9 protein-coding genes are annotated in these 13348 nt (G+C 60.0%); 6 read left to right on the top strand and 3 right to left on the bottom strand.

Translation table 11 applies throughout. From position 1 onward, the window contains the following. Positions 1-50: 50 nt before the first annotated feature. A complete protein-coding gene (locus ACHZCU_RS16035) occupies positions 51-2501 on the bottom strand; it encodes a penicillin-binding protein 1A (protein WP_106301433.1) in 2451 nt (816 codons plus the stop codon). A gap of 230 nt (positions 2502-2731) precedes the next feature. Then, positions 2732-3991 (bottom strand): N-acetylmuramoyl-L-alanine amidase, encoded by a 1260-nt coding sequence (locus tag ACHZCU_RS16030; RefSeq protein WP_319519546.1) that lies wholly within the window; start codon positions 3989-3991, stop codon positions 2732-2734. Between the two features lie 734 nt (positions 3992-4725). On the opposite strand from ACHZCU_RS16030, the gene ACHZCU_RS16025 reads away from it, so the two are divergent. Next, entirely contained in the window at positions 4726-7800 is a 3075-nt protein-coding gene (locus ACHZCU_RS16025; RefSeq protein WP_319519545.1) for an Rne/Rng family ribonuclease, read from the top strand. A 339-nt stretch (positions 7801-8139) separates the two neighbouring features. On the opposite strand, the gene ACHZCU_RS16020 is transcribed toward ACHZCU_RS16025, so the two are convergent. Next, entirely contained in the window at positions 8140-9300 is a 1161-nt protein-coding gene (locus ACHZCU_RS16020) for an aminotransferase class I/II-fold pyridoxal phosphate-dependent enzyme (RefSeq protein ID WP_319519544.1), read from the bottom strand. A 208-nt stretch (positions 9301-9508) separates the two neighbouring features. Between ACHZCU_RS16020 and ACHZCU_RS16015 the strand changes: the two genes are divergently transcribed. The 5 genes from ACHZCU_RS16015 (at position 9509) to aat (ending at position 13342) form a co-directional block, all read left to right on the top strand. Continuing rightward, complete coding sequence (locus tag ACHZCU_RS16015; protein WP_319519543.1) at positions 9509-10312, top strand: DsbA family protein; 804 nt, start codon at positions 9509-9511, stop codon at positions 10310-10312. A 107-nt stretch (positions 10313-10419) separates the two neighbouring features. Next, on the top strand, positions 10420-10857 hold the full coding sequence (aroQ, locus tag ACHZCU_RS16010) for a type II 3-dehydroquinate dehydratase (RefSeq protein ID WP_319519542.1): 438 nt from the start codon (positions 10420-10422) through the stop codon (positions 10855-10857). Between the two features lie 22 nt (positions 10858-10879). Continuing rightward, positions 10880-11353 (top strand): acetyl-CoA carboxylase biotin carboxyl carrier protein, encoded by a 474-nt coding sequence (accB, locus tag ACHZCU_RS16005; protein WP_106301448.1) that lies wholly within the window; start codon positions 10880-10882, stop codon positions 11351-11353. 14 nt (positions 11354-11367) lie between these two features. Next, on the top strand, positions 11368-12714 hold the full coding sequence (accC, locus tag ACHZCU_RS16000) for an acetyl-CoA carboxylase biotin carboxylase subunit (RefSeq protein WP_319519541.1): 1347 nt from the start codon (positions 11368-11370) through the stop codon (positions 12712-12714). A gap of 10 nt (positions 12715-12724) precedes the next feature. After that, positions 12725-13342, top strand: coding sequence for a leucyl/phenylalanyl-tRNA--protein transferase (aat, locus tag ACHZCU_RS15995; RefSeq protein WP_106301453.1), 618 nt, complete (start codon positions 12725-12727; stop codon positions 13340-13342). Positions 13343-13348 lie beyond the last annotated feature (6 nt).

The following is a 13348-nucleotide window of genomic DNA, read 5'->3' as shown; positions in this document are numbered from 1 at the left end:
AAGCGGGCAAGGCGCGGATGTAAACCCCGCCCTGCCGTTCAAGCCTATACTCAGTAGAGGCCGCTCGAACCGGTCGAGATTGCCTTGTTGGCCTGAGAGGAATCCCTGAGGATCTGCGCCGGCGGCACATAGCCGTCCATATCGATGATATCGAGCGCCTCGGCCGGACCGGTTCCGGGCTTGAAGGCCTCGACGATCACGCCCGCGCCGGAACCGCTGGCCCGCATGCCGGTCGAGCGATTGACCAGAACATTGGTCATGCCTTCCGGCTCGATGAAGTTTTCCTTCGGCAACTGCTTCAGCGCATCGGTCATGAATTCGTTGAAGATCGGTGCGGCAAGGCCGCCGCCGGTCCCGTGATGGCCAAGGGTCGCCGGCTGGTCGAAGCCGACATAAAGCCCGGCAACGAGGTTCGGCGTAAAGCCGACGAACCAGGCGTCCTTTTCGTCATTGGTGGTGCCGGTCTTGCCGGCAACGGGACGATCCAGGTTCACGGCGCTTGCCGCCGTACCGCGCTGGACGACACCTTCCATCATCGAGGTGATCTGATAGGCCGTCATCGGATCGAGCACCTGCTGACGATCATCGATCAGGATCGGTTCGGCCTGACCGGTCCATTCCGGCGCGTTGCAGTTCTCGCAGATGCGTTCTTCATGCTTGAAGATCGTTTCGCCGTAGCGATCCTGAATACGGTCGATCAGCGTCGGATTGACCTGCTTGCCGCCATTGGCGATCACCGCATAGGCAGACACCATACGCATCACCGAGGTCTCGCCGGAGCCAAGGGCCATGGCCAGCACCGGGTCCATATGATCGTAGATGCCGAAACGGTCGGCATAATCGGCGACGACATCCATGCCGAGGTCGTTGGCCAGACGCACGGTCATCAGGTTCTTGGACTTTTCGATACCGGTTCTGAGCGTCTGCGGACCGGAAAATCCGCCGGCGTAGTTCTGTGGCTTCCAAAGCTCACCGCCGGACTGGATCTCGATCGGGGCATCCATGACCACCGACGCCGGGGTGTAGCCATTATCCAGCGCCGCGGCATAGACGAACGGCTTGAACGAGGAGCCGGGCTGGCGATAGGCCTGTGTCGCCCGGTTGAACTGGCTCTGGGAGAAGGCGAAGCCCCCGACCATCGCCAGCACGCGGCCGGTCTGCGGGTCCATGGCAACGAGGCCGCCCTGCACTTTCGGCACCTGGCGCAAGCGATAGGTATCGCCCTCATCCGTTTCTTCCACATAGACGACGTCGCCGGGCTTCAGAACGCCTTCCGGGCTTTTTGCGTTGGGCTTGCCCTTTTCAAGAAAGCGATAGGCCCATTTCATGTTGTCGGCCGGGATGAAGCCGGTATTGCGCGCACTGTCGACATTGCCGCCGGCATCGATCTGCGGACGGATACCGATCTCGGCGCCATCGGCGCTGACGCCCAGCACGACCGCGACCTTCCAGTTCTGCACATCCCAGAGCGGTTGTATCTTGGAGAGCGCCGGGCCCCAGTCTCCGGACATCGAAATCTCGTCGATGGGTCCACGGAAACCGGCAGCCTCGTCATACTTGATCAGGCCGTCGCGCAGCGCCTTTTGTGCGTAAAGCTGCATCTTCGGGTCCAGCGAAGTGCGGACCGAAAGCCCGCCTTCATACAGCATTTCCTCGCCGTAATCGTCCTTCAGCTCACGACGAACCGCTTCGGCAAAATATTCGTCACCGGCAATCGGCCGGCTGCGATGGGTGGAAACCACGCCAAGCGGTTCGGCGCGCGCCACCTCGGCCTCTTCGGCGGTGATATAGCCGTTTTCGGCCATCCGGCTGATGACCCAGTTGCGGCGTTCGGTGGCCGCTTCGGGGTGACGATACGGATCATAATTGGCCGGCCCCTTGAGCACGGCCGCCAGATAGGCGCTTTCGGAAATCGTCAGATCGGAAACCGGCTTGTCGAAATAGGTGAGCGCCGCATCGGCGATGCCATAGGCATTCAGGCCGAAATAGACCTCGTTGAGATAGAGTTCGAGGATGGTATCCTTCGAATAAGCCCGCTCAATGCGGAAAGACAGGATGGCTTCCTTGACCTTGCGCTCGATGGTCTGGTCGGAACTCAGGAGGAAGTTCTTGGCAACCTGCTGTGTGATCGTCGAGGCTCCGACGGGACGGCGGCCGGTGCCCATGTTGCGGACATTGGTGATGATCGCGCGGCCAAGGCCGACAACATCAACGCCGGGATGAGAATAGAAATTCTTGTCTTCCGCCGACAGGAACGCGCCGCGCACCCGCATCGGCACCGCATCGATGGGCAGGAACAGGCGGCGTTCATGGGCGTATTCGGCCATCAGCTCGCCATTACCGGCATAGATGCGTGTGGTGACGGGCGGGGTGTACTGGGCCAGCACCTCGTAATCCGGCAGGTCCTTGGCGACATTGTTCAGATAAATTCCGACACCGATCGCCACCACGACGAAAAGGGCGCAGGCGAGACCGAAAAGATATCCGATGAGCTTGATCAAATTCACGTTTATTGAACCCTGTCTCTGGCGAGGCTGGCAGTCTGCACGTTATGCGCACGGTTCTGCTTCGGCCTTCGTGGCGCCTGCGGCCAAATCTTCAGTTGACCGCAGATACCGCTCAAAGGCCGGAATGGAAACACCCAGGTCACCTTTTTACAATGAATGTGCGCTTTTTGCGACGCCCCTTGAATATCCTTCCGCCCTTCGGCCCATTCCGGCAGTAACGTTGCTCATTTGCCACCCGAGACGAGCGGACTGCGATAACGGCGCACCGCCTCCACCAGCCTGTCGACCAGACGGTCGCGCCATTCAGGATCGAGCATGCGCTTTTCGTCCTCGGGATTGGAGAGAAAACCGATCTCCAGCAGGATCGACGGAATATCGGGCGCCCGCAGCACCATGAAGCCGGCAAACCGGTGGGGATTGTTGATCAGCCCGATCTGCCCCTCGAAGGAGGACACCACCGTATCGGCGAGAGAAATCGAAAAACTCTGGGTTTCGCGGCGCGTCAGATCGAGGAGAATGTCGGTCACCTCCTCCGGCTCGTCATCGGCCTTGATTCCCATGATCTCGTTCGACAGGTTTTCGCGCCGGGCAAGGGCTGCGGCCAGCCGGTCGGACGCCCGGTCGGAAAGCGTATAGACGGTGGCGCCGGAAATGTTGGACTGGTTGAGCGAATCCGCGTGAAACGAGATAAACAGGTCGGCGCCATGCTGGCGGGCAAGCTCCACCCGCTTCGAAAGCGAAAGATAGACATCGGAATCCCGCGTCAGGAACGGTTCGAAGCCCGGCTCCTCCGCCAGCCGCTTTGCAAAGGCGCGGGCAAAATCAAGCGTAATCGTCTTTTCGAGCGTCTTGGTATCCTCGCCGATCGCCCCGGTATCGACGCCGCCATGGCCGGCATCGACGGCCACAACATAGGTGCCGTCGCTATCAGGCATTGAAAGCCTGTCGGTGAAACTGTTGTCCGGTTCCGGGGCCTGGCTTGCCAGCAGCGCTTCGAAGCGGTCATTGTCGGCAATTGCCAGATCGATCACCAGCCGCGCACCGGAACTTTCCTCCTGGCGGACCTCGCCGAGCGTCATCTGGATCGGCTCGCGCGCCGACAGCACGATGCGCGACTGGCCGGGACCGGTCGCGCCATAACGCACATTGCTGACGATGCCGCGCGGCTCGAGCGCATCGGCGGAAAAACCGAAGGCCGTGCTGGGCAGCGTGATCACCAGACGGGCCGGATCCTTGAGATAGTGATAGCTGAATTCGGGCTCGCGGTCGAAATCGACGATAAGACGCGCACGCGCATCATCGCCCACCAGCAGCGCATTATAGGCGATCAGCGGCGCAGCGCTGTCTTCGTCTTCGGCACTGGCAAACGCAGGCGAAGCCGCAATCAGCGCCGCGAAAAACAGGAACGAACCGATCGCTGCAACAAGAACGGCATATGCGTGATCGCGCAGATTTACGATGCCGGTTCCATCCCTTTCCGTCATGCCACCTCTCAATTGAATGCAGGAAACCCGCGCGAATTACAATTAATTCGTGTACCGATGCAAGTGCAAGCCACCCGGCCAGGCCCGATGCTTGGTATAACGCCACAGGCATGGCGAAAACGTGGCCCGGGCCGGCCCGTATGACGGCTTCTGCGTGGCGCCACAGCCCATCCCTTTAGCCGTTGTCTTCATTGAAGCTTAATTCGGCCTTATTTTGGAACCGGCTCAAATATAACAGGTGATTGGTTTTTTCTTGCTATTGCAGCATGGAATACATACTAATGTGATTTAGGTGGAGATTTATGACGGGGCGAATGCGCGCAAGGGCAGCCGGTCTCAATTGATTGGCGCCAAAAAAGAGCGATGGATCGTCCGCCGCCCTTTCCACCACTGAACAGAATATCTTCGCCGGTATACGTGTTTCACAAAAATCGTTGCGGCGTAAGGGTCAATGCTCTTCGGGCAATCCCCGCTGAGCATATTCATCGCCTCTCAGGAGAGAGGCTCGTTAATGTTGGTTTCGACTGGTTTAATATGAGAACGAAGCGTCCATTTCTTCCCTCGGCCTGTACGCCCCAAGACGGCGACAGACTGATTCGAGAAGCAGCCGCCCGCGTTTCGTTGCAACGGTCGAACGCAAATTCATCCGGCGCACCCGCAGATAACCGTTTCCGCAGCAGGGCACATGCCCGTGCGGGAACCGGCGAGCGGCTGGGCCGAGGAGCTCATCATAAATGGCAGACAAAATGCTCATCGACGCCTCTCATGAAGAAGAGACGCGCGTCGTCGTTGTTCGTGGAAATCGTATAGAGGAGTTCGATTTCGAATCGCAGCACAAGAAACAGCTGCGCGGCAACATCTATCTTGCAAAGGTCACGCGGGTCGAGCCGTCTCTTCAGGCCGCGTTTGTGGATTATGGCGGCAACCGTCACGGTTTTCTCGCCTTTTCGGAAATCCATCCCGACTATTACCAGATCCCGCTTGCCGACCGCGAAGCGCTTCTGAAGGAAACCAGCGAGGACGAGGACGGCGACGACAGCGAAGCCGCCGTCAGCGAACCTGCGGAAGCCTCGGAAAAGGCTGCAGAGGCCGAGGGCAAGCCGAAGCCCCGTACCCGCCGCGGCCGCGCCAAGTCGCGCTCGAAGAAGGCCGACGAAACCAAGGAAACGACCGACAACGCGCAAACCGCCGAAGCCAAGACAGGTGACGACAGCGCGACGGCCGAGACCGATGAAAACGCCGTGACGGAAGCCCCTGCCGAAGCGGCAGCCGCTGAAGATGCGCCCGAGGAAACCAAGAAAGCCAAGCCCCGCAGGCGCCGCAAGCCGGCTGCCAAGAAAGAGGCGAAGGCCGAAGACGAGAACACCGCGGACGCGGCTTCCGACGCCGCACAGAGCGACAACAGCGGCGACGGCGAAGGTTCCGACAACAAGGATAACGGCGGCCCGACGCATATGGCGGCCGAAGTCGATGCCGACACGGTTTCCGAAGATGTCGACGACGACAGCGACGATGATGTCGAATCCGTCGGCGCCGAAGACGCCATGGAAGAGGTGCCCGACAACGGCCACCGCCGGATGCGCAAGCAGTACCGCATTCAGGAAGTCATCAAGCGCCGTCAGATCCTGCTGGTGCAGGTTGCCAAGGAAGAGCGCGGCAACAAGGGCGCAGCACTGACCACCTATCTCTCGCTTGCCGGCCGCTATTCGGTTCTGATGCCGAACACGGCGCGCGGCGGCGGCATTTCCCGCAAGATCACCAACCCGGCAGACCGCAAGCGGCTGAAGGAAGTGGCCAAGGGCCTCGAAGTGCCGCAGGGCATGGGCGTGATCCTGCGCACCGCCGGTGCCAACCGCACCAAGGCCGAGGTCAAGCGCGACTTCGAATACCTGATGCGGCTTTGGGAAAATGTCCGCTCCAAGACGCTGACATCGACGGCACCCTGCCTCGTTTACGAGGAAGGCAGCCTGATCAAGCGCTCCATCCGCGACCTTTACAACAAGGACATCAACGAGGTCATCGTTTCCGGCGACGAGGGTTACCGCGAAGCCAAGGACTTCATGAAGATGCTGATGCCGAGCCACGCCAAGGTGGTTCAGCGTTATCGCGACATTCATCCGATCTATTCGCGTTCCGGCATCGAGGCGCAACTCGACCGCATGCTGCAGCCACAGGTCACGCTGAAATCGGGCGGATACCTGATCATCAACCAGACCGAGGCGCTGGTCGCCATCGACGTCAACTCCGGGCGTTCGACCCGCGAGCATTCGATCGAAGACACGGCGCTTCAGACCAATCTGGAAGCGGCGGAAGAAGTGGCGCGCCAGTTGAGGCTGCGCGACCTTGCCGGTCTTGTGGTCGTCGACTTCATCGACATGGAGGAAAAGCGCAACAACCGCGCCGTTGAAAAGAAGCTCAAGGAGTGTCTGAAAAACGACCGCGCCCGCATTCAGGTCGGCCGGATTTCACATTTCGGTCTTCTGGAAATGTCGCGTCAGCGCATTCGTGCATCCGTACTGGAATCGACCACCCAGGTCTGCAGCCATTGCGGCGGCACCGGTCATGTTCTGTCTCAGTCCTCCGTCGCACTGCATGTGTTGCGCGGCGTCGAGGAATACCTGCTGAAGAACACCACGCATAACATTACCGTGCGCACGACGCCGGAGATCGCGCCCTATCTGCTGAACCAGAAGCGCAACACCATTGTCGATTACGAAAACCGGTTTGGCGTCGAGATCATCGTCGAGGCCGATGCCGACCTCGAAAACACCCATTTCGAGATCGACCGCCGCGATCCGGTTGAAAATCCGGTGAAGATTGAAGCACTGTTCAATCTGATCGAAGAGCCGGAAGAAGATATCGCAACGGCAGCGGATGTCGAAGCGGCTGACGTTTCCGACAATGCGCCTTCGACTGATGACGGCGACAGCAATAACGGTGACAGCAACGCCGACGAAGACGGCGGCCGTTCGCGCCGCAAGAGGCGTCGCCGGCGCGGCCGCAACGGCCAGCAGAACAACGGCAATAACGCGCAGGATGATGACAGCAGTTCGGAGGACAACACTCAGGACGCCGCGTCGAATGCCGATGATGACGACAGCGACAAACCGCGTCGCAAGCGTCGCCGTGGCAAGCGTGGCGGACGCCGCAACCGCAGCGACGACAACGCACAGCAGACCGAATCGGACAACGAAGCCGAATCCCAAAAAGAGGAAGCGCCTGCTGCAGCTGCCGTCGAGGGCACTGAAAACGATACTGCGGTTTCTCAGACACCTGAAAAACAGGTAGCCGAAGATGAGGCGCCGTCCGACGCAACCGAGACGGAAGCCGGCAAGACATCGGGCTTTTCCGAGGAAGCAGCTGAAGTGAACCTGCAGCCGGACGAGGAAACGGCCGAAGCCAGTGTCAGCCAACCGGTTGTCGCGGCGGAAGACGAGGCCATGGCCGAAATCGAAGGCCGCAAGCCGCGCCGTCGCCGCAAGCCGAAGGCCGAGAAGGCAGAGGTCGTGACGCAGGAGGCCGAGAAGTCCGAAGCAACGGCAGACGCCAAGCCGGAGGCCGCAGAAGAGACCGCGCCGAAGACCGAGGCTCCTGCCATCGAGGAGACGGCCGTGGCCAGCACGGAAGCCGAACCGGAGCCTGTGGAAGCGTCGGGCGAGGCTGAAGCGGAAGACGATGGCACAAAACGCGCCAACCGAGGCGCGGACGTCGCCTCGTCGGAACCGGTGGTTACATCCAACGGCAGCGAAAACGACGACGAGCCGTCCAAGCCGAAACGCGGCTGGTGGCAGCGCCGCGGCTTCTTCTGAGCCGAGGGAAATGTCTGAAACAAAAACGCCGCCGTTTCGATAACGGCGGCGTTTTTGTTTGTTGCCCCCCTCAAGCAATCACGGCTTTACCTCGTTCCCCACCGTCATACCGGCCTTGAGCCGGTATCCAGTAAGCGCAAGTCCTTGCGCGCAAAGACTCTTTCTTCAAAAGCCTTACAAGCGGCCCTGGACCCCGGATCAAGTCCGGGGTGACGGTCACAGCGTAGGCTGGCTCCGCGTGTCTGCAACAAGAGTTTGTCAGCAGTCTGAAGCCGCGGTTTCGATAATGGCGGCTTTTTTTTCGACAGAAACGGTTTCGAAAACAAAACCGTTTCTGCCTCACCCTTTTTTCGGCAGCCAGTTGCCGATGCGCTCCACCGCCTGGCGGATTTCGGCCTCGGTGCCCGCATAGGAAAGTCTCAGATAGCGCCCGCCGGTCAGCGGGTCGAAATCGGCGCCAGGTGTGGCCGCAACATCGATCTCGGCGAGCATCCTGCGCGAAAACTCCACGCTGTCATTGGAATGGCCGCTGACATCCACATAGGCATAGAAGGCGCCGTCCATCGGCGAGACAACCGGCAGGCCGATTTCCGGCAGTGCGTTGATCAGAAACGCGCGGTTGGCACGATAGATTTCACGGTAGCCATCAAGCTGCGGGCGCGCATCGAGTGCGGCTTCGGCGGCGATCTGCGACAGTTCGGGCGCGCTGATATAGATGTTCTGCGCCAGCTGTTCGAACACGCGCACCAGCTTTTCCGGCAGCACCATCCAGCCGACGCGCCAACCGGTCATGCAGTAATATTTCGAGAATGAATTGATGACCACTGCTTCGTCGGTAAAAGCGAGCGCTGTCGTCTCTTCGCCCGAGAAAACCAGACCGTGATAGATCTCGTCCGAGATAAACGCGGTTTTACGCGCCGCGCACCAGTCGGCCAGTCGCTTGAGCGCGGCACGTCCCGTCACCGTCCCCGTCGGGTTTGCGGGACTTGCCAGCAGCACGCCCCTGATCGTCACGCCCTGCTCCCGTTCCGCCTCTTCCAGCGCCTCCGGCGTCAGCGTGAAGTCGTGAGCAGCACTGGCCTCGACCTCGACCACATTGAGGTCGAGCGCCCGCAGGATATTGCGGTAGGCCGGATAGCCCGGCCGCGCGATCGCCACGCTGTCGCCGGCATCGAACAGCGCCAGAAAGGCCAGGTTGAAACCGGCCGATGAGCCGGTCGTCACGGCAATGCGCGCCGGATCGATCTCGACGCCCATGCGGACGCGATAGTCATCCGAAATGGCCTCGCGCAGACTGGAAAGGCCGAAAGCATCGGTATAGCCGAGATGGCCATGCTCAAGCGCGGCGCGGGCCGCCGCAAGCGCCTTGTCGGGTGCTGGATGGGATGGCTGGCCGACGGCCAGCGACAGCACGGGATGGCCGGCCGTCTTCCGGCGATTGGCCTCCGCCAGAACATCCATGGCCAGAAACGAGTCAATTTCGCTGCGCTTTGACGGCATTGTTTTTCTTCCTTGTCACGAGACCCGGAATATACGGGCGTTTCTTCGGGCTTGGACCATTCGCCTTCCGGCTGCAATGCTTGAGGCCCAAAAAACGGAATTTTGATCACAACCGGTGACAATTGCGACCCGGGCTATGGACAATGCCGCCTTTTACGCACAATTGGTTTCTAGCTACATTGATCTTGTCGTGCCGGAAGGGGAAAACATGTCTTCAAAGGGAATGACGCTTGCGGTTGCCGCAATCTTCGCGACGGCGATTGCGTCCGCTGCCGCAACCACAGCCGCCATTTACGGGTTCGCCCAGCCTGAGAGCCAGGAACAAGTTGCCGCCCCGGCCGATGACGATTTCGGCACGAAGGTCCATGATTATCTGGTGGAAAATCCGGAAGTGCTGCTCGATGTGCAGGTGGCGCTGCAGAGAAAACAGGCTGAAGAACAGCAAAAGGCAGCATCCGCGGCCCTTGCCGAAAACCAGGACAAGATCTACCAGCCGGCCTATGACGCCGAACTCGGCAATCCCGATGGCGCGATCACCGTGGTCGAGTTCTTCGACTATAATTGCGGCTATTGCCGTCGCGCACTGTCCGACATGGACGAGATCATTGCCGACAACAACGATGTCCGCTTCATTCTCAAGGAAATTCCCGTTCTGGGACCGGAATCGGAAGCCGCGCAGCGCGTTTCCTATGCCTTCTTCAAAGTCGCACCGGAAAAATACGCAGATTTCCACCGCGCGCTGATGGGCTCGGGCAACCGCGCCACGGACCAGACCGCGCGCGCCGTAGCCGCCGCGTTCGGCGTCGACAATGCCGCAATCGACCAGGCCATGGAAGAGTATCCGGCCGAAGAAGCCCTTGCCGAGCACTTCGCTCTGGCACAGGCGGTCGGCGTGACCGGGACGCCGGCCTATATCGTTGGCGACACCATGCTTCACGGCGCGGTCGGCGTCGACCGCATACAGCAGGTTATCGACAACGTCCGTGATTGCGGATCGGGCACCTGCACTTGAAACCTCTGCCTCGACGAAGCTTAACCAAGCTGTTTCATGCACAGGTCTTTGGGCTTTTCCTCAAAGACCTGAACGTCTATAGGTGAGGGCGAAACTGGAATTGACGGATGACACGCACAATCTTTGTTCTCAACGGACCGAACCTCAATCTGCTGGGAAAGCGCGAGCCGGGCATCTACGGCGCACTGACCCTTGAAACCATTGAGGCGGCCTGTCGCACGGAAGCGGAAACGCTCGGTTTCAGTGCCGACTGCCGTCAGAGCAATCATGAAGGCGTCCTTGTCGACTGGCTCCAAGAGGCCAATGACAAGGCGGCCGGTGTCGCCATCAATCCAGGTGCCTACGGGCACACATCCGTTGCGCTTCACGATGCGATACGCGCCATCAGCGTGCCTGTCGTGGAGCTTCACATTTCCAACATTCATACCCGTGAGCCCTTCCGCCACAAGACCTTCACCTCTGCGGCGGTCAAGGGTGTCATCTGTGGCTTCGGACAAGACAGCTATCTTCTGGCACTTCGTGCGCTCAAGACACTCACGGAATAAAAAGAACAAAGGAACACCACCCATGGCAGACCAAAAGAAGGCAGTCGACGCAAAGCTGGTGCGCGATCTCGCCGTTATCCTCAACGAGACCGACCTGACGGAAATCGAAGTGGAGCAGGACGGCCTCCATATCCGGGTCGCGCGCGAAGTAACGGTTACCGCCGCGCCGCAGCAGGCCATGACCTACGCCGCCCCGGCTGCAGCGCCGGCCGCAGCAGCGCCTGCCGCCGAAGCACCGGCAGCGCCTGCCGCAAACAATCTCGACCAGGCCGTCAAGGCGCCCATGGTCGGCACGGTCTATCTGGCCCCTGCCCCCGGCGCGCGTCCGTTCATCGAGGTCGGCGCCAATGTCAAGGAAGGCCAGACCCTGCTGATCATCGAAGCCATGAAGACCATGAACCAGATTCCGGCACCGAAGAGCGGCAAGGTCACCCAAATCCTCGTCGACGATGCCCAGCCGGTTGAATTCGACGAGCCGCTTGTCGTGATCGAATAACGGGTCAAAAGCAGATGTTTTCCAAAATCCTGATCGCCAATCGCGGCGAAATTGCGCTTCGCGTGCAGCGCGCCTGCAAGGAACTGGGCATCGCCACGGTCGCTGTACATTCGACCGCTGATGCCGATGCGATGCATGTGCGCCTTGCCGACGAGAGCGTGTGCATCGGCCCGCCGTCTTCGCGCGAGAGCTACCTCAACATTCACCAGATCGTTGCCGCATGCGAGATCACCGGCGCAGATGCGGTGCATCCCGGCTACGGCTTTCTGTCGGAAAACGCCAAGTTTGCCGAAATCCTCGAAGCCCACGGCATCACCTTCATCGGCCCGACCAGCGAACATATCCGCATGATGGGCGACAAGATCACCGCCAAGACCACGGCCGAAAACCTCGGTATTCCGGTCGTTCCGGGTTCCGGCGGCTCTGTCGATACCGAAGAAGACGCCATCAGGACGGCCGACGAGATCGGCTTTCCGGTGCTGATCAAGGCAACCGCCGGCGGCGGTGGCCGCGGCATGAAGCTTGCCCGGACCAAGGACGACCTGCTCGAAGCCTGGAGCACGGCCCGCGGAGAAGCGGCGGCCGCCTTCGGCAATGATTCGGTTTATATGGAGAAATATCTCGACAAGCCGCGTCATATCGAGGTTCAGGTCTTCGGCGACGGTGAAGGCGATGCCATTCATCTGGGCGAACGCGACTGCTCGCTGCAGCGCCGCCACCAGAAGGTCTGGGAAGAAGCCAATTCCCCTGCCCTCAACGTCGAGCAGCGGATGGAGATCGGCGAAATCTGCGCCGACGCCATGCGCAAGATGAAATATCGCGGCGCCGGCACGGTCGAATTCCTGTACGAAAACGGCGAATTCTACTTCATCGAGATGAATACCCGTCTGCAGGTGGAACATCCGATCACCGAAGCCATTACCGGCATCGATCTGGTCCACGAGCAGATCCGGGTTGCCGCAGGCGCCGGCCTTTCGGTCAGCCAGAAGGATATCTTCTTCTCCGGCCATGCCATCGAGTGCCGTATCAATGCCGAAAATGCCGAGACCTTCCGTCCGTCGCCGGGCACGATCACCCATTTTCATGCACCGGGTGGCCTTGGCGTGCGCATCGATTCAGGCGTTTATCAGGGCTATAAAATTCCGCCCTATTATGACAGTCTGATCGGCAAGCTCATCGTTCACGGGCGCACCCGCGTGGAATGCATGATGCGGCTGAAACGCGCGCTCGACGAGTTCGTCGTCGACGGTATTGACACGACCCTGCCGCTTTTTCAGGATCTGGTCACCAATCAGGATATTGCCAATGGCGACTACGATATCCATTGGCTGGAACACTATCTGGAAGACAAGGCAAAGTAGCTGAAAGGCCATGGAAAAGAACGCCGGAAAAAGCAGCGGAATAACGCCGGAACTGCTTTTGAATGCCTACAGCATCGGCCTCTTTCCCATGTCCGAATCAGCCGAGGACACGGAGCTTTTCTGGGTTGAACCGGAAATCCGCGGCATCATTCCGCTGGACGGCCTCCACGTCTCTCACAGCCTGCGCAAATTGATGCGCAGGTCTCCCTATGAAATCCGTTTCAACCACGATTTCGAAGGCGTGATAGCAGGGTGCGCAGCACCCGCTGCCGACAGGCCGCAGACCTGGATCAACGACGAGATCCGCACCCTCTACAAATCGCTGCACGCCATGGGGCATGCCCATTCGGTGGAAGCCTGGCAGGATGGCGAGCTTGTCGGCGGGCTTTACGGCGTGTCGCTGAGAGCGGCATTCTTCGGCGAGAGCATGTTCTCGCGCCGTCCAAGCGCCTCCAAGATCTGCCTTGTGCATCTGGTCGAACGGCTGCGCGCCAACAACTTCCTGCTGCTCGACACCCAGTTCACCACAGAACACCTGAAGACCATGGGTGCGATCGACATTCCCAAGGAAGAATACATGACGCTGCTGAATGCAGCGCTGACCTGGCCCGACCAGCCATTTCCGTGAAGCGCT

The sequence above is a fragment of the uncultured Martelella sp. genome (assembly GCF_963677965.2).
GTDB lineage: Bacteria > Pseudomonadota > Alphaproteobacteria > Rhizobiales > Rhizobiaceae > Martelella > Martelella mangrovi.
The sequence above is the reverse complement of the archived record's forward strand: the minus strand, read 5'-3'. Positions and strand labels throughout refer to the sequence as shown.